This is a genomic window from Nonomuraea sp. NPDC001684 (assembly GCF_053596515.1).
In genome coordinates this window covers 1-22,209 of record NZ_JBSFGJ010000124.1, presented here as the reverse complement: position 1 = coordinate 22,209, position 22,209 = coordinate 1, and the positions used below count along the sequence as shown (strand labels likewise).

General features: G+C 70.1%; 23 protein-coding genes and 2 pseudogenes. 10 read left to right on the top strand and 15 right to left on the bottom strand.

Features of this window, described 5'->3' with window-relative positions:
- Positions 1–584: 584 nt before the first annotated feature.
- The 5 genes from ACWCSD_RS22650 to ACWCSD_RS22630 form a co-directional block, all read right to left on the bottom strand.
- Positions 585–965: a hypothetical protein gene (locus ACWCSD_RS22650; RefSeq protein ID WP_449917591.1), complete on the bottom strand. Its 381-nt coding sequence runs from the start codon at positions 963–965 to the stop codon at positions 585–587.
- Positions 966–1,006: 41 nt separating this feature from the next.
- Entirely contained in the window at positions 1,007–1,228 is a 222-nt protein-coding gene (locus tag ACWCSD_RS22645; RefSeq protein ID WP_449917590.1) for an integrase core domain-containing protein, read from the bottom strand.
- 9 nt (positions 1,229–1,237) lie between these two features.
- Entirely contained in the window at positions 1,238–2,068 is an 831-nt protein-coding gene (locus ACWCSD_RS22640; RefSeq protein WP_449917588.1) for a helix-turn-helix domain-containing protein, read from the bottom strand.
- 647 nt (positions 2,069–2,715) lie between these two features.
- Entirely contained in the window at positions 2,716–3,195 is a 480-nt protein-coding gene (locus tag ACWCSD_RS22635; protein ID WP_449917587.1) for a hypothetical protein, read from the bottom strand.
- A 442-nt stretch (positions 3,196–3,637) separates the two neighbouring features.
- On the bottom strand, positions 3,638–4,918 hold the full coding sequence (locus ACWCSD_RS22630; protein WP_449917584.1) for a LuxR C-terminal-related transcriptional regulator: 1,281 nt from the start codon (positions 4,916–4,918) through the stop codon (positions 3,638–3,640).
- Positions 4,919–5,061: 143 nt separating this feature from the next.
- On the opposite strand from ACWCSD_RS22630, the pseudogene ACWCSD_RS22625 reads away from it, so the two are divergent.
- From ACWCSD_RS22625 to ACWCSD_RS22615, 3 genes and pseudogenes are all read left to right on the top strand, one after another.
- Positions 5,062–5,316: pseudogene (locus ACWCSD_RS22625) on the top strand (alcohol dehydrogenase catalytic domain-containing protein); the annotation flags it as partial.
- Between the two features lie 394 nt (positions 5,317–5,710).
- Positions 5,711–5,905, top strand: a complete 195-nt coding sequence (locus ACWCSD_RS22620) for a zinc-binding dehydrogenase (protein WP_397166419.1) — start codon at positions 5,711–5,713, stop codon at positions 5,903–5,905.
- A gap of 10 nt (positions 5,906–5,915) precedes the next feature.
- Complete coding sequence (locus ACWCSD_RS22615) at positions 5,916–6,380, top strand: luciferase domain-containing protein (protein ID WP_397166420.1); 465 nt, start codon at positions 5,916–5,918, stop codon at positions 6,378–6,380.
- Positions 6,381–7,073: 693 nt separating this feature from the next.
- Here ACWCSD_RS22615 and ACWCSD_RS22610 read toward each other — a convergent pair.
- Positions 7,074–7,568, bottom strand: a complete 495-nt coding sequence (locus ACWCSD_RS22610; RefSeq protein WP_449917580.1) for a MarR family winged helix-turn-helix transcriptional regulator — start codon at positions 7,566–7,568, stop codon at positions 7,074–7,076.
- An 87-nt stretch (positions 7,569–7,655) separates the two neighbouring features.
- On the opposite strand from ACWCSD_RS22610, the gene ACWCSD_RS22605 reads away from it, so the two are divergent.
- The 5 genes from ACWCSD_RS22605 (at position 7,656) to ACWCSD_RS22585 (ending at position 11,401) form a co-directional block, all read left to right on the top strand.
- Entirely contained in the window at positions 7,656–8,243 is a 588-nt protein-coding gene (locus ACWCSD_RS22605; protein ID WP_397166424.1) for an NADPH-dependent F420 reductase, read from the top strand.
- A 429-nt stretch (positions 8,244–8,672) separates the two neighbouring features.
- Positions 8,673–8,975, top strand: coding sequence for a ferritin family protein (locus ACWCSD_RS22600; protein ID WP_397166425.1), 303 nt, complete (start codon positions 8,673–8,675; stop codon positions 8,973–8,975).
- The gene (locus ACWCSD_RS22595; RefSeq protein WP_449917577.1) at positions 8,975–9,451 is read left to right on the top strand and encodes a hypothetical protein; all 477 of its coding nucleotides are present in this window, start codon (positions 8,975–8,977) and stop codon (positions 9,449–9,451) included. The genes ACWCSD_RS22600 and ACWCSD_RS22595 overlap by 1 nt, the downstream gene beginning before the upstream one ends.
- A gap of 241 nt (positions 9,452–9,692) precedes the next feature.
- Entirely contained in the window at positions 9,693–10,586 is an 894-nt protein-coding gene (locus tag ACWCSD_RS22590) for a DNA-processing protein DprA (protein WP_397166429.1), read from the top strand.
- Positions 10,587–10,588: 2 nt separating this feature from the next.
- Positions 10,589–11,401: a hypothetical protein gene (locus ACWCSD_RS22585; RefSeq protein WP_449917574.1), complete on the top strand. Its 813-nt coding sequence runs from the start codon at positions 10,589–10,591 to the stop codon at positions 11,399–11,401.
- Positions 11,402–11,771: 370 nt separating this feature from the next.
- Here ACWCSD_RS22585 and ACWCSD_RS22580 read toward each other — a convergent pair whose 3' ends face one another.
- From ACWCSD_RS22580 to ACWCSD_RS22555, 6 genes are all read right to left on the bottom strand, one after another.
- Positions 11,772–13,217: a hypothetical protein gene (locus ACWCSD_RS22580; protein WP_449917572.1), complete on the bottom strand. Its 1,446-nt coding sequence runs from the start codon at positions 13,215–13,217 to the stop codon at positions 11,772–11,774.
- A gap of 36 nt (positions 13,218–13,253) precedes the next feature.
- Entirely contained in the window at positions 13,254–13,940 is a 687-nt protein-coding gene (locus tag ACWCSD_RS22575) for a response regulator (RefSeq protein WP_449917571.1), read from the bottom strand.
- Between the two features lie 5 nt (positions 13,941–13,945).
- Complete coding sequence (locus ACWCSD_RS22570) at positions 13,946–15,076, bottom strand: histidine kinase (RefSeq protein ID WP_449917570.1); 1,131 nt, start codon at positions 15,074–15,076, stop codon at positions 13,946–13,948.
- A 51-nt stretch (positions 15,077–15,127) separates the two neighbouring features.
- Positions 15,128–15,571, bottom strand: a complete 444-nt coding sequence (locus ACWCSD_RS22565) for a hypothetical protein (RefSeq protein WP_387665574.1) — start codon at positions 15,569–15,571, stop codon at positions 15,128–15,130.
- Between the two features lie 64 nt (positions 15,572–15,635).
- Positions 15,636–15,908, bottom strand: a complete 273-nt coding sequence (locus ACWCSD_RS22560) for a hypothetical protein (RefSeq protein ID WP_449917566.1) — start codon at positions 15,906–15,908, stop codon at positions 15,636–15,638.
- A gap of 352 nt (positions 15,909–16,260) precedes the next feature.
- Positions 16,261–17,904 (bottom strand): chitobiase/beta-hexosaminidase C-terminal domain-containing protein, encoded by a 1,644-nt coding sequence (locus tag ACWCSD_RS22555; RefSeq protein WP_449917564.1) that lies wholly within the window; start codon positions 17,902–17,904, stop codon positions 16,261–16,263.
- A 294-nt stretch (positions 17,905–18,198) separates the two neighbouring features.
- Here ACWCSD_RS22555 and ACWCSD_RS22550 point away from each other — a divergent pair, with 294 nt between their 5' ends.
- The gene (locus ACWCSD_RS22550) at positions 18,199–18,669 is read left to right on the top strand and encodes a pyridoxamine 5'-phosphate oxidase family protein (protein ID WP_449917562.1); all 471 of its coding nucleotides are present in this window, start codon (positions 18,199–18,201) and stop codon (positions 18,667–18,669) included.
- 56 nt (positions 18,670–18,725) lie between these two features.
- Here ACWCSD_RS22550 and ACWCSD_RS22545 read toward each other — a convergent pair whose 3' ends face one another.
- Together ACWCSD_RS22545 and ACWCSD_RS22540 are read right to left on the bottom strand one after the other, a co-directional pair.
- Entirely contained in the window at positions 18,726–19,556 is an 831-nt protein-coding gene (locus tag ACWCSD_RS22545) for a hypothetical protein (RefSeq protein ID WP_449917560.1), read from the bottom strand.
- Between the two features lie 129 nt (positions 19,557–19,685).
- Positions 19,686–20,693 (bottom strand): helix-turn-helix transcriptional regulator, encoded by a 1,008-nt coding sequence (locus tag ACWCSD_RS22540; protein WP_449917557.1) that lies wholly within the window; start codon positions 20,691–20,693, stop codon positions 19,686–19,688.
- Positions 20,694–20,796: 103 nt separating this feature from the next.
- Here ACWCSD_RS22540 and ACWCSD_RS22535 point away from each other — a divergent pair, with 103 nt between their 5' ends.
- The gene (locus tag ACWCSD_RS22535; protein WP_449917554.1) at positions 20,797–21,642 is read left to right on the top strand and encodes an SDR family oxidoreductase; all 846 of its coding nucleotides are present in this window, start codon (positions 20,797–20,799) and stop codon (positions 21,640–21,642) included.
- 3 nt (positions 21,643–21,645) lie between these two features.
- Here the strand turns inward: ACWCSD_RS22535 and ACWCSD_RS22530 are convergent.
- A pseudogene (locus tag ACWCSD_RS22530) lies at positions 21,646–22,209 on the bottom strand (carboxylesterase/lipase family protein); the annotation flags it as partial.

Sequence of the window (22,209 nt, the reverse complement as noted above, 5' to 3'; positions counted from 1 at the left end):
CACGAAGGGCGCCGTAACCCTCAAGGCCGAAGCCTGGGACACCGAAGGCAACAAGGTCGAACAGACCACCACCCGCGCCTTCCCCTTGCGCTGACCCCTGGACCCGAATCCGTGCCCGCCACCCACCCAGGGCGGCGGGCACCCGCCTGACCGCAGCAGGACATCGCATCTCGTGCCGGAGCGGCGGCCAGTCCTGCGGATCAGCGACGCCGCACCCTCTCCAGCCTGGCGATATGCGCATATACCGCGACAAGCTTCTCGGTAGTCGTCCGTTACGTGCTGGGCGAAGCGGGGTTCTCGTATCCATGGAGACCACTTTGGGCCTCATCGCGAAAGCATGTCCCTAGATGGCAGTCCAGAGAGGGACGAACAGCACGGAGTGTCGATGGTCAAGCACGCATGGTTGCTCGGTGATTGCTCGCGTGAACGCGATACGGCGCGGCACGCATCGTCACTGGCCGGCATGACGATGGAGAGAATCCCGCTCACAACGACACAAAACAACGCTCCACGACACCGGATGACACCAAAGGAACTGACTCATAATCCGTGGGTCGTGGGTTCAAGTCCCACCCGCCCTACTCTCAAACCCCAGTCTCGACCTGCGGTTCCCTTGATCCCGCCGAGTCCGGCGACTCCTGGGCCTCACCGGATGAGACCGGAATGAGACCGCGAGTCGGGGACGCGTCACCCACCGGGACCGCCCGAGGCACCAGCCCTACACTCGCCTCCGCCGCCGCATGAGCCAGCTCGGGCAACACCGTCGTGTACAGGTCCGACGTAATCGACAACGACGAGTGCCGCAACATCCGCGACGTCGTCGTCATGTCGTTCCCCGCCGCCAGCGACAGCGTCGCCGCACCGTGACGCAGATCGTGAAGGCGGATGGGCGGCAACCCGGCCGCGAGCGTCTCCCGCTCGAAGTGCTCCGACACCCAGTCCGGCTTCAACTTGTAGGGCGTCAAAACTCGCGCGTGTGGTTTGAGCTGGGATTTCTCCGGCCGGGCTATGCGGCTCGGCGGTATTCGTTGATCACTCCTCCGAGTACCTTGTGGCGTTCGATCCGGCCTTCCATCGGCACCACGACATGCTCATCTTGATCGGGTGGTCGCTGCCCACGAGCCTGATGCGGCCTATGCGCGTTGTAGTGATCGATGTACTCGTTCAGGATCGAGCGCAGATGTCGTTCGCCGTAGATCAGCATGCGGTCGGTGCACTCGGCTCGCACGGTCCGGATTCAGCGCTCGGCATAGCAGTTCGCCGTCGGTGTCCGCGGCGGTGTCTTCAGCACCGTGATGCCAACGGCGGCGAACACCTCATCGAAGACGGCGGTGAACTCGGCGTCTCGGTCGCGGATCAGGAAGCGGAACGACGCTGCTCGCTCGCCGAGCTCGATCAGGAGATTGCGGGCCTGCTGAGCGGTCCACGCGCCGGTCGGGTGGCAGGTCACGCCCAGGAGGTGGACGCGCCGCGTACGGACCTCCATCACGAACAACACGTACAAGCGCTTCAGGAAGATCGTGTCAACACGGAAGAAATCGCGAGCCAGGAGGCCTTTCGCCTGTGACTGTAAGAAGGTCCGCCAGGAGGTGTCGAGATGTCGGCGCGCCGGGCCGAAGCGGCGCGAGCGCAGGATGCGCCGTACGGTCGCCTCGCTGACCTGGAAGCCAAGCCGCACCAACTCGCCGTGCACCCGTCGATGGCCCCATCTGGGGTTCTCCCACGCCAGGCGAATGATCAAGTCTCGAAGTTCCGGAGTCGTTCCTGGACGCCCGGGCCGATGCGGGTAGGTCCAGGCCCGGCGCAGCAGGCGTCGATGCCACGCCAGCAACGTCGCCGGGGTGACCAGCCGATGAGCGCGCAGGACCGCCGGCAACCACCGGGCCAGCGCCGCGAGAACGGCCCGATCGGCCCAGTCCGGCCGCGGGCGTCCAACCTGGCGCCGCAGCACCGCCACCTCGTGACGCAACACTATGATCTCCGCGTCCTTTGACGCTTGGCTGCGGCCCAGCAACATCAGCCAGCCGAACCCTCGAAGCGCGATCAGATAGAGCAGGCGGACAAGCACACGACGCGATCTTGCCTGCGTGGCCGGACTGCGTCAAACCACAGGTCACAGCCACCGTGGCTGTATTTTGACGCGGTACAGGCCGACGAGGTCGTCGAGGTTGGCGACCGCACCGGCCTGCGACCACCCGCCGCCAAAATCGAGGACTACGACCCCGACGATCCCCGACTCGGCCGGGCCAGCCGCACCCGCTGCACCTGGGGCGGCGGCGACCGCAACAACCCCTGCCGCAACCACCCCAAATACACCGTTACCGACAAGTCCGACACCCGCTGGGCCTGCTGCGACGATCACCTCCCCCGCTACCTCGCCTCCCGGCCCCCGCGCTGAACCAATACCAGGGAAGCCGAGCGGGCAGCTCGGGCGGTCTCCCCGGCCGCATACAGACCTGGGAAAAGTCCAGGATTTCGTGGGGTGGCCGCGATCGCAGAGGCTGACCAGACCAACCCCAGCCCCTGATAGCGGCCCGACCGGCATCGCGAGCTCGGCCGAACACCCTGGCACGCCTTCGATGCAACATGCCTTCGAGGCCGGTCCACGTGCCTTACGTGCCTGACAAGATCATCGATCTCTGACCTGCGGGAAGACACCAAAACCCAAGATAACCATCGAACGGCTGCTCCGCGCCCACCGTCGATCCATCTGTTTCAGCAGCCGATCGGCGCATCCACCGTAACGGAGGCAGGGCCGTAGAAGCTGGGCCCGCCGGGACCCACGGGCCCCTGGGACAGCTTGACCTCGGCGCGAATCGTCGATCCGCAAGGGGCGGTCGCGGTGGTGCCCTCAATGGTCACGGTGTTGTTCCAGATACTCACCGACTGCTGCCGGGAGCCGAGGAACAAGCCACCGACGACTTGGCCAGACACCTCCACCTCTGCGCGGTGTGGGGTGATGACTCCGCCGGGGCCAGGCTCCGCGATGCCGGGCGCGCCGACTGTGCCGTAGAACCGCGCCTGAGTGCCCGTGAGATCCACGCAGGCTTTAGTGGAGAGACCCGAGATCAGGATGCTGTCACTGCAGGTGGTCGTAGTCGTGGCGGCGGATGCCGGGCTGCTCAGCGCGAGCGCGCCCGCGGCCACCGCCCCTGCGGCGAGTACCGCGGCTCCACGCTTGACGATCTGCTTCAACGATTTCCCCTTTGATGATCGGGCGTGCGGCCTCGCGCCGCACACGAGCAGTAGCATGTCACACATGACATGATGAAATAGTGAGCGCCAGGAGAACTGCCTGAGAACCCGTGGGAAAAAATTTGACCGTTTAAATCGGGCGCTCCAAAACCGCAAAATCGGAATGGGATGGGGCTCGAACGCGAAGGCGCAACCCCGGCCGTCAAACTCTCCCCCAGAAAGCGTCCGGACTGCTTCGCGCCGTGCCTCACCTCCTGTATCTCACCCAAATGCGACCGGTGCAGGAAGTGGCGCTCTCCTCGACCCATCATGAGCGCGCCCCTGCTGCTGAGTGCCGCGATCACCGCGCTCAGCACGGCCCCAGGATGTGAACCTCCACGGCCGCTGTCGGCGTAGCGAGCACGGCGGCCGGGCGTTGCCCGGCGCGGTCAGGCTGGCGCGGTCAAGCCGGCATGGCCAGACCAGAGGCGTGAGCAAGGGCGGCGGCCTCGGTACGGGTGCCCACGCCGAGCTTGGCCAGGATGTTGGCCACGTGGAACTTCACGGTGTGTTCGCTGATCAGCAGGTCTTCGGCGATCTGCCGGTTGCGCAGGCCGCGCGCCAGCCGTTCGAGCACCTCGAGCTCGCGTGGCCTGAGCGCGGCCAGGGCGGCGTCCGAGGCCGGGGGTGCGGGCGGGGTGAGCGGCAGCGCGGCACTGATCGTCGTGCCCCAGCCGGGGACGGCGTCGAGGGAGAGACGGCCGTCCACGGCGGCTGCCAGCTCGGCCAGGCGGCGCAGGGCAGGCGCGCCGGCCGCGAGCGTGCCCGGCCCGTCGTCGCGAACGACGAGGTGGAGCTCGGACTCCTCCGGCTCCCAGGACACGCGAACTCTCGTCAGGCCGTCCTGCTCGAGCATGGTGACCACGGCGCTCCGTACCAGGGCCAGGGCGGTGTTGGCGATGTCGGACGGTAGGGCGCGGTCGCGGTCGCGCGGCCCGGCCAGCTCCAGCGACACCTGGCTGTGGCGGGCCAGGGGTGCCAGCTTGCCTGCCAGCCGGTCGAAGGCCGCCCCGGCCCGCTCCTCGCTCAGCGTGGAATTCAGGTCGGCCGCGGCGCGCAACTCGATCAACGCTGACACGGCCAGGTCGGTGGCGGTGCGCCGGGCGGCGGCGTCGTCGAGCGTACGGCTGCGCAAGGTGCCGAGCAGGGATTGCAGTGTGGCGGCGTGAGTGCTGGTGAGCTCGGCGATGACGCGGGCCCGCTCGCCGGCGGCCACCCGGTTGCCGGTCAGGTCGGCGGGGGGCAGGTTCTCGGCGCGGTGCATCAGCTGCAGGGCGACTAAGTCCCACAGCCGCTGCACCAGCTCGGCTGGCGGGCCGGTGGGCGCGTCCCCGCCGACGGTCACCACCACGAGCAGGCCGCCGGAGGCCCCGGCCGGGCGGGAGGCGACAGCCAGCACCGGCAGGTCCTCGCCGGCCAGGCGCGCCCGGCCGGACCAGGGCTGGCCCACGCCGACCGTGCCGCCCACGCGGGCCAGCTCGGCGCTGGTGATCTTCTCGGTGATCGCCGTCTCGCCGTGGGCCTTCATGGGATGCCGGGCGCAATCGCCGGTGAGCACGGCCACCGCCCGGTGCGGCAAGAACTCGGCCAGCGCCTGTGACAGCGGTTCGAGCATGGCACCGGTCGGCGCCCGCAGCACGGACGCGGCTGCCGCCAGCGCGGTGTGCGGGTCGGGCAGGTCCATGCGCTGATGCTAGGCGACGCCGGGCAATGGAGGTCGCTGCCCGTTCGGGTAGCAGGTGCCGCCCGGACGGACGGTGAGCGGGAGGGCGGGCGGCGAGCAGGCTTGCCCTGCCCGATTCGCCGCCACATCAGGAGCCGCTGATCATGAAAGCTCTCGTCGCAGCTGCCTTCGGCCCCCTGGAGCAGCTGCGCGTCCATGACGTGCCCGACCCGTCACCCGGCCCTGGCCAGGTGCAGGTCCGCGTGCAGGCTGCGGCGCTCAATCCCATCGACGTGAAGCTGGTTACGGGTGAGCTGCGTGCGATGTTCCCGGTGACGCACCCGTTCGTGCCCGGCGTGGATGCCACCGGGGTGGTGGCGGCCGTGGGAGAAGGCGTGACGCGGTTCGCGGCCGGTGACGAGGTGATCGCCTACGCGGGCGCGGCCTCGGGGATGATCGCCGAGTATGCGCTGGTCGGCGAGGGGCCCGAGCTCGTCCACCGGCCGCGCGCGCTGTCCCCGGTCCATGCCGCCGCGCTGCCCATGGCGGCGATGACCGCGCACTGTGTCCTAGCCGCCGCCGCCCCGGAGCCAGGCGACAGTGCACTGGTCATCGGCGCGACCGGCGGCGTGGGCGCCCTTGTGGTCCAGCAGGCCGCCGAGCTGGGCGTACGCGTGCTGGCCACAGCAGCACCCGCCGACACGGCCTACATCCGCGCGCTCGGTGCGCACGAGACCATCGACCACACCGCCGTCGACACTCTGAGCGCGGCCCGGCGGCCGGCTCGTCTCCACCCTGTACGGCCCGGCGGAGGTGGACGGGGTCGCGCCCGTCTACGTCCGGATGGAGGCATCGACCGGCGACCTGCACCGGCAGGCCGAACGGGTCGCGGCGGGCCGGATGAGCATCGAGGTGGCCGCGACCTACCCGTTCGACGAAGCCCCGCAGGCCATGCGCGACCTGGCCGAAGGCCAGTACACGCGCGGCAAGATCGTCATCACTTTCTGAGGAGTCCGTCATGCTGTCCCTTCCCACCCGCGCCGGGGACCGTCCCCGTACCGGCCCGTCCGTTCCGCACGTCCAGCTCAGCCAGAACAGCCCCGGCGAGATCCGCGAACAGCTCGCGCAGTGGATGAGCACCCGGCTTCCCGGCACCGAGATCAGGCCGAGCGAGATCTCCGAGCCGGGCTCGCTCGCCTTCTTCCTGCACCAGGACGCGGTGCCGCCGCAGGGAGCGGTGCTCCTGCCGCCCCGCCTGGTCGCCGAGTTCGCCCACGTCCACGTCGACGGCAGCCTGCACATGGCCCTGTCACAGGAGGACCAGCGAGAGCTCATCGCCAAGGGCTGGGGCGAGCGCCATCCCCTGTACTCACCCACGATCAACGTGGTGATGCTCTACGGTCCCCGCAGCCCACAAGAGCTGGAGACTGCCAGAAGCGTCGTCGCGGCCTCCTACCGATACGCCACCGGCAGGACCCTGTAGCCGCCCGGCCCCGCAGTCAACCCCTGGCCGCGTCGCCCGCCCGCGGCGCGGAGGTTGACTGCGGCGGTCAGCCAGGCACCGGGTGTGCTTCTGCCGCGAACGGCGGACGGCTAGCGCAGCGAGATGGTCAGGGCCTCGCCCCACGCGCCGGTCTGGTTTCGTCCACGTCTAGCGGCAACGTTTGTCGATGAGTTTGAGCAACACCCCTGATCGTCGGGCTGCTGTGCTGATGAGTTTCAGCAACACCTTGGGGCTTGCGGTGGGGGTATCTGTTGTCTCACCCGACTTTTGAAGCGGTGCAGCCGGGAAGAAGCGTGTCGTGAGCCCCGAACGGCGTTGATCTTGCTGTGACTTGCCTGGTCAAGGCTGGGCGGTCGCTCTGTCATCGTCCGTCCCCGCAGCCGATGCCCACCATGCCCACCTGCGGCACGCTCTTCGCGAGTACGAACGGTTCTACAACCGGCACCGAGCCCACCAAGCCCTGGGTCAAGCGGCTCCGCAACGCACCGTCCCTGACCCGATCATCGATCCCGAGCGGATGGTGGACCTGAGCGTACGCCGACGAGACCCGCTCGGCGGCATCCTCCACGAATACTCACATGCCGCTCGACCTGCACGGACGGAATATCCGGCAGGCTCACAGTCGCCACGACCGTGGAGAACCTGGAGCGGCCATGAGCCCCGGACGGAGGCTCATTCCGTCGTTCTCTTTCGGACCGGCTTCGTCGGCACCATGTCGCGCAGGTGTGCTCTGGTGATGTCCATCACGTCGGCCAGACGGGCAACCTGATCGGCGGTGAGCGCCTCAAGAAGGCCCTCGCGCACGGTGCGCACATGGCCGGGCGCACTCTCGGCCAGCACCTGGCCGCCCTCGTCGGTCAGGACGGCCAGCACGCCGCGCTCGTCGGCGGGGTCGGCGGTGCGTTGGACCAGTCCTCGCTTCTCCAGCTGGGAGACTTGATAGGTCAGCCCGCTGCGCGATGACACCATCTGTTCCGCCAAGGCGCTCATGCACAACCGTTTGCCTGAGCTCTCGTTGAGCCGGTGCAGGATCTCGTACTGCACCTGCGTCACCCCGCCAGAGGTCCGCAGCTGCACATCTATCAGGCGCTGAAGCAAGCTCGCGGTCTCCAGGAAGCCGGACCAGGCGCGCATCTCTGTGGTGTTCAGCCAGCGGGGTTCCGTCATGGACAGAAGCCTAGTTGATTCGAATTGGAACCAGGTGCTAGGTTCCCCAAGTGATTCGAATTGGAACCACATGCATGAGGGAGCAGAATGAAGATCAGCATCATCGGCGGCGGCAAGGTCGGCTCTGGACTGGCGGCTCGCCTCACCGCGATCGGGCATGAGGTGGCCGTGGCGAACACGTCCACGCCGGTGGCCGAGACGGCCACCCGGGTGAAGGGCGCCGATTTGATCGTCCTGGCGGTGCCGTTCAGCGCCGTGCCGGACCTCGCCCACGAGGTGAAGGCCGCGACCGTGGGGAAGATCTTGATCGACGCCACCAATCCGCTCTCCGCAGACTTCATGTCGCTCACGGTTGGGCACACCACTTCGGGCGGCGAACAAGTGGCTCAAGAATTCCCCGGAGCTGTCGTCGTGAAGGCGTTCAACACCGTCTTCGCGGCGAACCTGGCCAGCCCCGTCCTGGGCGGCGCGCGCCAGTTCCTGCCGGTGGCCGGGGATGACGATGCCGCGAAGAAGATCGTTATCGAGCTGGGCGAAACATTGGGCTTCGCCGCCCAGGACGCTGGGCCGCTGGCCAACGCCCGATACCTGGAGCCCGTCGTGGAACTGCTGGTGCAACTCGCCTACGGCAAGGGCTTGGGCGAGGGGATCGGCCTCGCCCTCGCCCGCGCCTGAAGCAGCGGGATCCCGTCTCGACCATCGAGGTCGGACGGGATCCCGCACCCGAGCCGGCCGGCGCCGGGGTGCAGGCCCCGAGCGCGGCCACGGCGGACGCATCGAAGGCGGCGGCGCGGGCCACCGGCGTACTCGGGAGGGTCACCCCAGATCGAGGCCGGCGGCGCACAACAGTGCTCCGGGCGATGTCGGAGGGCTCAGCCGGAACCCTCCCGTCGCTGGTGCACCCCGGCTCAAGGGATGACCGTCCTGCTTGAAATGCCGGCGTACACCCCTCCCTGAAGGTGCCTGGTCCCGCACATGGACCACCTTTTGCATCCAGGCCACACGCTTCACCCTGCTTTGCCATAAGGACCGTTATCCACCGCCTTGAGCAGGTAAGTCCTCTGGTGATGGCCGCACGCATCCGCACCAGGCGGGAAGGTCTCCATGATCGCCTTGTCCGCACGCGCCCTCGTCACGGGCGCGTTCACCATCCCACTGAGCACGCCCGTCGGCGACGCGCTCGCCGCTTCGGCCGGGCCGGCCGGCAGCACGCACGCCAACCTGACCAAGGCCATCGCCGGCGAACAGCACGAGTCCCGGACCATGTACCCGGCTCTCGCCAAGCGCGCCAAAGCCGCGGGCGCTCCCCGGGCGGCCGAACGTTTCTCCAACAACGCCGAGCACGAAGCCGGCCACGCCCGCGCGTTCCAGCAGTCCCTGGACCGGCTCTCCCAGCAGGGCTCCTGATGTTCTTCGGCCTGCCCCTGCACCCGCTGGTCGTGCACGCCGCCGTCGTGTGCCTGCCGCTCGCGGCGCTCGGCACCATCCTGATGGCGTTCTGGCCCGCCGCGGCCCGCCGCCTGTGGCCGGCGGTGCTGTTCGTCGCCACCGTCGCACTGCTCGCCGTGCCACTGTCGATCACCAGCGGCGAGACGCTGGCCCACACCGTCGGGGAGAACGAACTCGTCGAAGCCCACGAGGAGCAGGGCGAGCAGGTGCTGCCGTTCGCCATCGTGCTCTGGCTCGCCGCGCTGGGCCTCTCCCTGGCCACCCGATTCATCCACCGCAGGCGCTCGATCTTCCAGAACACCGGCCCGCGACCGCGGTGGCACGCCGCCGCGGTGATCGTCCTGCTGATCCTGGCCCTGATCGGCGGGGTGGGAGGGACTGTCGCCGTCGTACGGGCGGGCAACAGCGGAGCCCAGGCCGTCTGGACCGAATAGGTTCCGCCCCCCTGACCTCGCAGATCCGGACCATCCGGCATAGTTCTGGTGGATCACTCACCGGCATGCCGCACATCCCGGCGTTGTCAAAGCCCCAACAGGCATCGTTCTCCTCCGGCGATTGCGGCGTGCCGTCCGGCGAAGCTCGGCATCATGGGCGCCCGCGCCGCGCATCCTGTCGCCGCAAATGTCGGTGTCAGAGCGTACGTTCACAGAGTCCGCGTTCGAGATGGTGATGAGCATGACCACGATCGACGAGCAGGCCGCAGTCCTGGCCCTCACAGAAGCCACCCATGACCAGCCCTGGCACTACACCGCCCGTGCCATCGCCGCCATCGGCAGCGCCCGGAAACTTCTCGCCGGCGAACTCGACGGCCTTCAGGACAACGACAGAGCACACGCCATCGCCATCAGAGGCAGGGTCCGGCACGACGACCTGGACCGGGCGCGCGAGCTTCTCGCCTCCATGAGCTCCCGCAGCGTCCGCCTCGTCACCGTGCTGGACGACGCCTACCCCGGCAACATGTTCTGGACGAACAACTATCAGCCGTTCCTGTGGGTCCGGGGCCGCATCGCCCGGGGAGATCATCGCTCGGTCGCCGTCGTCGGAGAACATGACCGCGAGCACGCCGCAACCACCGCCCGCATGCTCTCGGCAGCAGGATTGACCGTAGTCGCAGCGCTCCACACCGAACTCGGCATGACCGTCCAGGAGAACGCCGCCATGGCCGGTGGACGGACGCTAGGAGTTCTGGACAGAGGCATGGATCAGCAACCAGGTCAGTACGCGACTGTCGCCCGACAGACAGACGAGCACGCCGCCCTGATCTCGCAGTTCTGGCCCGGAACCGCCCCCACCGACCGGACGGCAGCCCTCACTCCCATCGTGACCTGCGGATTAGCAGCGATCGTCTACGTCGTCGACGGACGCGACGACGGCTTCAGCCGGCGACATGTCACGAACGCCTTGAAGACCGGCAAGCCTGTCTTCGTGTCCCAGCAGCTTCACGAAGAACAACCATGGGTCGCCCAGGCAGCCTCCAGGGGAGGCATCACTGCCGTCCAGGACATTGACGACTTCTGCCAGCAGGCGGTCAATCTCGTAGATATGGACTCCCAACCGACCATGTTCTGACCATGGACCGCGCCAGGGCGGTAACGGACCCCGTCATCCCGCTGTTCAGGAACGTTCCGGCGGTGCGCTCAGGGGTTTGCCGGATCTGTCACACCGGGCCCAACGACAAGCCCGATGGCGAGCCGTACGAGATCTGCTCGAGTTGCGCTCGCACCGTGAACGGGTTTCGCCGGCACGCGGAGCCCGTGGTGTCGATCTCGCTGGCTGTCGAAGAAGGCGAGGACAACGGGCTGTTCAGGCTCATGGCTCGCAGAGAAGCCGTCCCCGCCGGTAAGAGCCGGCTGAGGCCGGAGACTTTGATGGCGGCTACCCTGTCCCGCTTCTACGACGCTCACGAGGCCTGCCTCACCCAGGTGGCCGGCGGACCGTTCACCATGGTCACCACCATTCCGAGCACCCGGCTCGATCGCCCCGTTGAAGCGTTCCACATCATGCCTCGGGTCATCGGCATGATCGGCGCACTACGCGCCTTCTACAAGCCGGTTCTCCTGCCGAACGACAAGTACGCACCGGTGCTTGCGGGACGCGACTCCCACCCAGAAGCCTTCCAGCTGACGGGAACGCCGAACGACGCTCAGGCGCTGCGCGGCGAACGGGTACTGCTGGTGGACGATCTGTTCGTGTCCGGCGCCCACATGCAGAGCGCTGCGTACACCCTGTTCAAGGCAGGAGCAGAGGAGGTGGTCGCGCTCGCCCTTCTCCGGTTGATCGTTCCCAGCGCCTGGCACAGGAACAGGATGAGCATCTGGCAAGAGGCCGGCGACCAGCCGTTCTCCTTCGACCGCTGCTGCCTGTGCGCTTCCACAAGAAGGTGACCAGCGACCCAAGACGATGGCCGCCCGGACACTCACCCGGTCCGGCCGCAGGCCGCGGCGGACCTGGCGGAGCGCTACGCGGCGAACTGGACCAGTTCGACGACATGGCGGTCGGGGTCGAGTACGTACACCAGCCTTGCGCCTGTTGCTGGCGTTCGCGTCGTTGTAGGCGCCGGTGAAGCAGAAGGCCAGCAGGTCGCCGGGGCGCATGGCGGGCAGCGTGGCGGTGCGGGCGAGCACGTCCGACATGCAGGAGCGGCCGACGACGCGGACCTAGAGGAGCACCTCCACCGGCTGGTGACCGGCCGGATGCGCACGATCCCGGGCGTGCGCGGCGTCGAGATCCTGATCTTCCTGTCCATCTTCAAGGTCAGATACCCGTGGCCGCCCGGACTGGCTCACCGGGAGCCGGCCCACCCGTAGCCGGCCGGACCGTACGGGCAGCGGAGCGGCCGATGCGGAGCCCGGCGAGGGCGATGAGCAGCATCGCGACCGAGCACCAGGCCGCCCAGTCGCCCAGGCCGGCATAGACGGTCGAGGCGCCCTGCTGCGGCACCGCCGCGAACACCGTGGTCACGCCGGGCCTGCCGCTGCGGCCTTCGGCCAGCACCCGTCCCCGGGTGTCGCTCACCGTGAGCAGGCCCTGGCGGGCCGCGCGCGCCACCGACAACCCGCTCTCCACCCCGCGGACCACCGCCATGCGGCTGTGCAGCCAGGCGTCGTCGTCGAAGTCCCAGGCGGGGGCGAGCAGCGTCGTCGCGCCGGCCTGGCGGTACTGCCGTACCAGCCAGGGGAAGTCCAGGTCCTTGCAGACGATCAGGCCCGTCGTGGTCGGGCCGAGCAGGGTCAGCGCGCGTCCGGGCGTGAACTCCGACTCCAGCCCGGGAATCATGTGGTGTTTGTCGTAGCGGGCCCCGGACGGGTAGGCCAGCGCGCTGTTGGTCCGCGTGGCGCCGGCGCCGAGCGCGACGCCGGCGACGACCGTCACTCCCGGCCTGGCCAGTGGCAGGCGGGCGGTGGCCGCGTCGAACGTCTTCTCCGGTAGCACCGCGATCTCGGCGCCGCGGGCGGTGGCCGCGTCGACGGCCCGGCGGTAGCGCCGGAGCAGGTCGCGCCCCTGCGGGGAGTCCAGTGCCACGGTGTCGCTCGGGTCGTCGGTGGAGATCAGCGCGACCTCGCGGTGCTGCCCGCCGTCCTGGCCGGTGCCGAGCCGCGCGAAGCCGTACGCCAGGGCCAGCGCCACCATCGCGCCCGCGGTCACCGCGACGGGGAGCCGGCGGGTCGCGCCCGGCGCGAGAAGCGCGGCCACGGCGGCGGGCACGAGCAGGAGCAGGAAGGTGATCCCCCAGACGCCGGCGACGGAGGCCGTCTGCAGGACGGGTAACACGTCGGCCTGCGTATAGGCCAGGCTCGACCAGGCGCCGTGCGGTCCGGCCAGCGCCATCAGGTATTCGACGCCGACCCACGACGCCGGTACGGCGAGCACGGCCGACAGCGTCCGCCGCCTGGCCAGCAGCGAACGGTGCAGCAGCACGCCGAGGCCGTACAGCAGCGCCGGCCCGGCGAGCAGGCCGGCCGCCACCGGGACGGGCGTCTCAAGCGTCCCGGTGAAGTACGGCCACCACTGCAGCTGCCCGGCGAGCCAGGCGAGGGCGCCCGCCGCGAAGGCCGAACCTGCCCCCACCCGGGGGGCGGCGAGCAGCACGGGCAAGGGGGCGAGCCACGTCAGCCAGGCCACGGGGTGCGGGCCGGTGCCGAAGTGCAGCAGGACGGCCGAGGCGAGGGCCGCGGCGAGCGCGATCAGGACACGTTTCATGACGACGATGCTGCTCGCGGCCGCCCTGGTGGCGCGTCAGCCGTGAGTGTGATCTCCGATGTCACTCTCACCGGCGACCACGAGGCCGCATTCGTAGGCGAACACCGCCGCCTGCACCCGGTCCCGCAGGTCCAGCTTGGTCAGGATGCGGCTGACGTGCGTCTTGACCGTGTGCTCGGTGACCACGAGCGCGGCGGCGATCTCGGCGTTGGACAGTCCGCGGGCGACCAGCCTGAGCGTTTCGCGCTCCCGCTCGGTGAGCGCCGCCAGCCGTCCCGCCAGCCGCGGCATCGGGCCGTGAGCCGGCCGTCTGACCAGGTCCTCCAGCAGCCTGCGGGTGGCGGCGGGGGCCAGCAACGCCTCGCCGGCGGCCACGGTGCGCACCGCGTGCGCCAGCTCGTCGCGGCGGATGTCCTTGAGCAGGAAGCCGCTGGCGCCCGCGCGGACGGCGTCGTAGACGTACTCGTCCAGGTCGAACATGGTCAGGACGAGCACCTTGGCGGTGGTGGTCGCGCAGATCTCCCTGGTGGCCTCGATGCCGTTCCTGCCCGGCATCCGCACGTCCATCAGGACCACGTCCGGACGCAGCCGCCCGGCCAGCGCGATCGCCTCGTCGCCGTCCGCCGCCTCGCCCACCACCAGCATGTCCGGCTGAGCACCGAGGATCAGGCCGAACCCGGCGCGGAAGAGATCCTGGTCGTCGGCGATGAGCACGCGCAGCATGCGCGCTATTCAAGCGGAAAGACGGCTCTGACGAGGAATCCCCCGTCCTGTCCCGGTCCCGCGGTGAGCGTCCCGCCGTACGCGGTCGCCCGTTCCCGCATGCCGATCAGGCCGTAGCCGCCGCCGTCGCGACGTGGCCCGCCGCCCTCGTCGGCGATCTCGACCACCAGTTCCCGCGCGGTCCAGCGCAGGTGCAGCCGTACGTTGCGCACCCCGGCGTGTTTGCGCACGTTGGTCAGGGCTTCCTGGACGATCCGGTAGACGGCGGCTTCCAGGCTGCCCGATGTCCGCCGCCGCTCGCCCTCCACGATCATGACCACGTCCAGGCCGCTGCGTCCGGCCAGTGAGGCGAGTCCGTCCAGGCTCGGCTGGGCGGGCCCGGGGTCCTCCCCCGCCGGGCCGTCCGACGCGCGCAGCGCGGTGAGCAGGCCGCGCAGCTCGGTGAGCGCTCCCCTGCCGGTGTCGGCGATCGCGTCGAAGACGGCCTCGGCCCTGGGCGCGTCGCTCCGTACGACCACGGGACCGGCCTCGGCCTGGACGACCATCAGCCCGACGGCGTGCGTGATGATGTCGTGCATGTCACGAGCGATCCGCGCCCGTTCCTCCGCCACCGCGGCGATGTGCTGCTGTTCGCGGCGACGGGCCCGTTCGGCCAGTTCCGCGGTACGTGACCGGTTCGCGCGGGCGCTGGTGCCCAGCGCGTAGGCGGCCACGAAGGCGGTGCCGATCAGGCGGAAGATCTCGCTGTCCTCCCCGGGCAGCGCCAGGGAGAAGCCGACGATGACGGCGATCGCCGGGATCGCGGCCAGGCGCTTCCACGTGGGACTGAGGTCGGCGATGGTGTACACGGCGACCAGGGGCCCGAACGGAAGGAACGGCTTCTCCCATAAGACCATGACGGTCATCGCGGCGCCGACGAGCAGCGCCACGGCCATGGGCGCGCGCCTGCGCCAGTAGACGGGCGCGGAGGCGAGCGCGCCCAGGGTGATGATCCACCACGCCTTCGGACTCGGCACCAGCAGCGGACCGAGGGTGGCCGCGGTGGTGACCGCCGCGATCGCGACGTCGCCCCTACGACCGGAGAGCCTGGCGGTCCAGAGCGTCAGAACCCCGCCGGCGCGCTCCACGCTGGTCATCCGCTCCTCCGAGGGTGTCGCTGCCGGCATGCGGAAACCGGGTCGGGCGGGTCAGCCGCGCTTGGTGCGCCAGCGGGAGGTGCGGAAGCCGTCGGAGCGCTCCAGGAGGTAGGTCAGCCTGGCGGCCGTCTGGCGTACGCCGTCGTCGTGGCGGTGTCGTTTGTCTGGGGCGAGGCGGGAGCGCAGGTCGAGGATGTGGGCCAGCTCGCCGGCGACCTCCGAGACCAGCCGGTAGCGGATGCCGAAGGAGTGCAGGTCGCCGTGCACGTCGTCGACCAGGTCCTCGTCCACCTGTCGCTGCAGCGGTTTGAGCTTGGTGAGCAGCTGGGCGTCCATGCCGGCCACGGGCGCCCGGCGGCGGGTGTCGTCGGCCGGCACCGCCACCAGGGCGCGGATCCGGACGAATGCCAGCGCCCGCTCGGTGTCCGGGGTGGAGGGGTGTTCGGCGAGGTCCAGCAGGCGCCGCAGGGTCTCCTGCGTTTTGTCGTCGAACATGAGAACAAGTCTATGCACTCCAGCTCAGGCGCTCTCCTGTGTCCGGATGGCCCGGCGCAGGCCGTCAGGGACGGAACATGGGCGGACGGGCGGCGGTGCACCGGTGGAGGGCGTTCGCCACCGCGTGGACGAGCGGGGCCTGGGAGGCGTCCCAGACGAGGTTGAGACCGCTGTGGCTGCGGAGCAGCAGCCTGCCGTACAGCAGGACGGGCAGGCGGGCGTTGTTGTTGAACCGGCGGTCGGGTCCGCCGTTGACGTTGACGTAGCGCCAGGTGGAGTCCACGACCGTGCCGTCGCGGGGCACCGGGCCTGCTTCGATGAAGCGCGCGTGCTCCATGGCGACCTGGAGGTGCTGGTGACCGCGCCGGGCGGCCTCGTCGCGGTCACCAGCCCCGCGAGGAGCAGGGCGGCCAGGGCGAACGGCCAGTACGGCCGGCGTCCGGCGGCCCTCTGCAACTGCTGCACGACGTCGCTCGGCTGCGCCGGGACCAGGCTGACGACGTCGTGCATGACCACGTCACGGCCGGGCGCGGTGGTGCGGCTAGAAACCCACGATGGGGAATCCGCCGGTCCTGGGTCCCCGTTACCTGCGCCGGGCGATGGAGACGCCCGCGCCGGAGCGGCGGGGCATCAGGCTTTCCAAGGAGGCCCCGTCATCGACCGGGTCCGGCCGATGACGGGGCAAGGTGCTACTTCAGCACGTCCGCGGCGACAGGCGACTGGTTGCCCTGCGCGTCGACCGCGACGACCTCCGCGCGGTACCTGGCGCCGTCGCGCTGGACCGGGACCGGAATGTCCATGGAGGCGGCGGCGGGCACCACGTCGAAGCGGTTGGCGACCTTGGTGGTGAGCACCTCGGCGCCGTTGTCGGCGCGGGTGACGCGCACCTTGTAGTGGTACACCAGCTCGTCGTCCTGGGCCTGTTCGATGCGCAGCGCGAGCCGGCCGTCCTTGCCGGTCTGGGCCGTCAGCGGGCGCGGGGACGTCCAGGCCGGGGCCGTGCGGTTGCGGTTGGCGTCGGTGTAGGTGAAGTTCTGCACGACCTGGGCGTCGGCGCCGGCCGTCCTGATCTCCCAGGACCTGCCGGCCAGCGTCCCGTCGCTCTGGAACGGGGGCTTCCAGTTCGCCGACCACTTCCCGCCGGTGTAGATGTCGTGGAGGTCGGCGTTGAGGTTGACGCGGTTGACGACGGTACGACCCCGGTAGACCTCGACGGCCAGCCCCTGGGCGGTGGGGGTCTCGAAGCGGTTGGCCAGCTGCCCTTCCGCGTCGAGCATCTGGTACCCGTGGTCGATCTCGATGTAGGACGAGCTGCCGTCGTTGACCGCGGTGAAGTTCTTCTGGTGGATCGAGCGCGGGTCGTTCACGTTCAGGTGCGAATGGCCCGAGAAGTAGACGGCGCGCGGGAACTTCGACAGATCCTCGGTGAGGCGCGGGTTGCTGGTCTGCTGGCCGTCCATCACGGTGCCCGGAGCCGGCCGGTGCCCCTGGACGATGATCGGCAGGTCGCGGTAGGCGGGGTCCGCGGAGATCTGCCCGAGTTGGTCACGCAGCCAGGCGGCCTGGGCCGCGGAGTAGCTCTCGGTGTTGACCGTGATCAGCGGAATGCCCTTGATGTCCGTGCGGTAGTACCCGTCGCCGGAGTCGGGGAACCACTCCTTGGGGTAGCCCGCACGGAGCTCGGCCAGGGTCGCGTCGTGGTTTCCGTACGACATGAACACCTGGGTGGCGTTCATGCCCTTGCGCGCGAGGTTCTCCTTGAAGATGCGGGCGGTCAACTGGTGGTCCTTGCCGCGGCCGTCCCAGTTGTCGTTGATCATGTCGCCGTTGGAGAGGATGGCGTCCGGGGTGCCCAGAACCGACGCGATGGTGTCGAAGTAGGACGACCAGCGGTGGCGGTCGGCTTCGTAGTCGCCGATGTGAACGTCAGAGACGATCACCATGCGGGCGATCGGCTGCTCCCCCTCGCGAATGAGGTACCCCTCGGACTTGACGGCGCCGGGCTGGTTGCCCTTGAAGGCGCGTGCCGTCAGATTCGTGTCCTCGGTGATGCGGATGGGCTTGCCGGCGAAGGTCGGGCTGCTCTTCGTGGGAATGCTGCCGTCGGTGGTGTACCGGATCGTCTCGCCCTGCCTGGCCCGCAGCTCGACGGACACCGCCTGCTCGTAACGACCGCCGTCGACACTGAAGGCCGGGGCCTGCGGCGTCCCGCCCGGGGCGGCCGACGCGCTCTGTGCCAACGGGAAGAGCCCCAGACCGATGCCGACCGAGACGGCTGCGATGTGGCGCCAGGCGGCCGGTTCTCGGCGGACGGTGAAGTCGGCATGTCGCATGTGGTGCTCCCCGATCTTGTCGCGGCGCGCTGGGCGCCGCGACACGTGCTTCAAAAGTGAACGACTTGAACCTGGAGCACCGAGATGTACGGAACCGGCGACCTGCATGAAGTTCGCGCGACCTGCAAGGTAAGAACTGAGCACCCCTCACCGGGAGAGCGGCACGATCGCCGTCCTGCCTGGTCAGGAGTGGTTCCCGGGCGGTTACTCGGTGCCTTTGAAGTGCCGTCTTCCGCAGGGTCTTCGCGGCGGCGCAAGATGCCCTGGTCACCCAAGTCGTAGGGAGTGCCGTCGATGACCACGTCGTTCGCCGAGATCGAGAGCGAGTTCAACACCTATATCGGTGCCATCCGGTACGCCACGATGGTCACCGTCGACGCCAAGAACCGTCCCCGCACCCGCATCCTCATCCCCGTCTGGGAGAACGTGGACGGCCGGCCGCGCGGCTGGCTGGCCACCTACCGGACGCCGGTCAAGGCGGCCCACCTGGCGGGCAATCCGCACGCCTCCTTCTCCTACTGGAAGCCCGGCAACAGCTCGGTCGCCATCGACGCCACGGCCGCCTGGGTCGACGACCTGGCGACCAAGCGCCGCGTCTGGGACCTCTACCGGGCGACCAGCCCGCGCGGGGCCGGTTACGACCTCGGGGCCTTCTGGCGGTCGCCCGCCGACCCCGCGCTGCACGTCCTCCGCCTCGAACCCTGGCGCGTCCAGGTGATCCGCGGCACCGATCTCCGCAGCCGCATCTGGACGCCGTCGGAATGACCCGGCCGCGGAAGGCCGCGGGTGGGGCCCGGCCGACGGGATCGCCCGCTCACCGGTCAGTCCTCGTCGGGGAAGACCAGTTCGTCGTGGGTCGCCACGAGTTCGGCGGGCGGCGGTTTGATGTCGATCGGGTCGCCCCAGCCGGAGAACCGCACGTCGGCGGTCGTGACTTGGCGGTCCTTGTCGTTCCAGAGGGAGTCGGGCTCGTCAAAGCGCGTCTGGCACCTGCGGACGAGCTGGTCGGCGCCGAGCCACAGCCGCCACTTCACGGGCAACCTGGCGTAGCTCGCGTACCGTCCTGTGGGCTTCTCCAGGCCGGCCACCCACAAGCGCGGGTTCAGCTTGAACAGTGCGCCGATGGTGGTGCTGCCCTCGTAGAGGGTGGTGCGGGTGCCGTCGTAGACGCCGGCGGGCCTCTTGGCCGTGGTGGTGGCCAGCACGTGCCGGAGGGTGGCGGGATCGCTCAGCCTGATCTTCCCGCAGCCCAGGTGGAGGTCGTTCTTCCCGGTCTGCAGGAGCCACGTCTTCCCCGCGGGCAGGTAGTCAGGCCGGTCGGACTCCCAGCCATAGGCGCGGTCAGGGAAGAAGATGGCCCGGGAGGCGCCGAGGAACGAGGACTTGGGATAGCTGATGTCCGTGGCCGCGACCCGCCCGCCACCGAACTCGTGGACGGCCCGCGATCGGCTGGTCGAACGATCCTTCCTCGGCCCCCAGACGCTCCGGTACACCGAAGTCTCCCGAACCCCGTCATGCCCCAGGAGCTGCCGTTTCAGCGCCTCGACCGGCCCGGGACGGGTGACCGCTTCGGCCCGCGGGCCGAAGATCGAGATCGAGACCGAGGCCGTCAGCACGAGAGCCGCCCCGATCGTCCATCGCCCCTTGCTCATACGCTCCCCGCTCGGTCGCCTGCCGTCCGGAACGGAGGGCGTGGAAGATGATCGCGCAGGAAGATCTCAACGCCGTCACGACGGACGCCCGAGCCGGGCGTCCGGCCGCCGCGTCGTGGGCGACGGACCTCAGCGCGGGTCCGCAGCGTGGGCGAAGGCCGCGGACCGGTCCCGGAGCAGGGCGGCGAGCTCGGGAGAGTCGACCACCTCGAAGGGCCATCGCAGCCAGAGCAGGCCGCCGGCGAGCACCTCAAGGCGTACGTCCGCGATCCGCCAGTGTGTCGCCGCCCGGCCGGTGGCGGTGGTCGTCGGGGCGAAGTCCGTGGCGAAGCCGCCCATGTACGCCTGCACCTGCTCGATCGGGGCGTGGATGAGGATCGTCGCCGTGTGCCGGCGAGGCGGAGCGCCGAGCCGGCTGGTGACGAACGCGACCGGGTCGCCGCCGGGGACCTCTTCGGGCTCGAAGCGCACGCCCGTCGCCGACGCCGCCGTGATCCGGTCGACGCGCAGCACCCGCCAGCCGCGGTCGAGGTCGCGGCAGACGAGGAACCACCGGGTCTGCCGGGGCACCAGGGCGGCGGGCTCGACGTGGCAGGGGGACTCCCGTCCGGTGTCGGCGCCCTCGGTGCTCATCACGCGCAGCCGGACCCGCTCGGCGTCCCGGCACGCCAGCGCCAGGACCGCCAGCACGCCGGCGTTCAGCGGCGCCGGATAGGCGCCGGCCACGGCGTTCGGCGTGCTGCCGAAGGCGACCGAGGAGCGCAGCGCCCGCACCCGCCGGCGCACCGCCGGCGGCATCACCTGCTCCATCTTGGCCAGGGCGGTGAGCGCCACCTCGCCGCCGCCGGCCGCGCCGCCGGCGGCCGACGAGGCGAGGGCGGCGGCCACGGCGAGCGCCTCGTCCGGGGTGAACACCAGGGGCGGCAGGTCGCTGCCCGTGGACAGCCGGTAGCCGCCGTCGGGGCCACGGCGCGCCTCGACGTGGTAGCCGAGGCGCCGCAGCCGCTCGACGTCCCGGCGGAGGGTGCGGCCGTCGACGCCGAGGCGGCCGGCGAGCTCGCCGCCGCTCCAGGACCGGCGGGCCTGCAGCAGCTCCAGCAGGCGCAGCGCCCGCCCGGTCGTGGTCTGGTCCGGCATACCCGCCGAGCCTAGTAGAAGTGGACAGGAAATGACCTAAAAGCTCCCTAGGTTGGAGTTCGGGCCGGATGGACCGGCACCGTTTCCCCTGAGGTGAGTCATCTTGAGCATCCTTGTCACCGGCGCGACCGGCGCCGTCGGCCGTCACCTCGTCACGACGCTGCTCGCCCGCGGCGCCGCCGTGCGCGCGCTGAGCCGCAAGCCCGATGACGCGGGCCTGCCGGCCGGGGTCGAGGTCGTGGCCGGCGACCTGGCCGACGCCGCCACGCTCGGGCCGGAGGTGTTCGCCGGCGTCGATCGTGCCTTCGTCTTCCCCGCCGAGGGGGTGGAGGCGTTCGTCGCCGCGGCCACCGCCCGCGGCGTCCACCGCTTCACCGTGTTGTCCTCCCTCGCCGCCGCGAAGGAGTTCCGGCGCGACCACGGCTCGGCGAGCCAGGTCCACCACACGGCGGTCGAGTCCGCCGTGACCTCCCGCGCCGGCGCCTGGACGATCCTGCGTCCCGGCACGTTCGCCGGCAACCTGCTCTCCTGGGCCTGGCAGATCCGCTCCGGCGCACCGATCCGGGCGCCCTACCTCGCCTCGGCGCAGGCCCCGATCCACGAGTACGACATCGCCGAGGCCGCCGCCGAGACCCTGCTCTCCGACGATCACCTCGAAACGGCGATCCCGCTCACCGGCCCGCAGGCCCTGACCCGCGCCGAGCAGGTGGCGATCATCGGCGAGACCCTGGGCGTGGAGATCCCGCTGGTGGAGATCACGCCGGCGGAGTTCCGCGCGGAGACCGGGCGGTTCGTTCCCGAGGCCGTGCTGAAGATGCTGCTCGACTACTGGCACGACACCCTCACCGTGCCCGACGTCCCGCGTCCGGTGACCGCGGTGACCGGACGGCCGGGCCGCACGCTCGCCGAGTGGGTCGCCGACCACCGCGCGGACTTCACGGCCGGCTGACCCTCACGCCGGCGGTGCGGGATCGTCGAAGATCATGGTGTGGCCGAGCGGCCAGCCGGGGTCGCCGGTGCGGGCGAAGCGCACCCAGGCGGCGTGCATCGCGTCGGCCAGCGCCTGCGGCGCGCCCGGTCCCGCCGTGCGGGCGACGCCGGGCGCGTCCAGCACGTCGAAGACGAAGGGCAGGTCGAGGTTGTGCACCGCGCCCACGCGTCCGCCCCCGGCCGGGCTCTCGACCGGCGACTCCCAGCGGAACTCGTAGCCGTAGGCGGGCCTGGCCTCGCGGATCCAGCACGTCTCGCGGGTGAACAGGTGCCGGGTGACGGCGCGTCCGACCCGCTCGGCCGGGGTGAGGCCGGGTTCGTCCACCTGGACGCCGAGGTGGTCGAGCGCCGCCCGCGCGGCGGCCTCGTCGAGCCCGGCGGCCATGCCCCTGACGAACACGTCTGCCTCCTGGGACGTGCAGCCGACCAGCAGCGGAAGGCGCCCGCCCGCGCCCGCGCGCAGGGCGTCCAGCGGGACGGCCGGGATCAGGTCGCCGTCGACGACCGGCTTGACCGGCACCGAGTC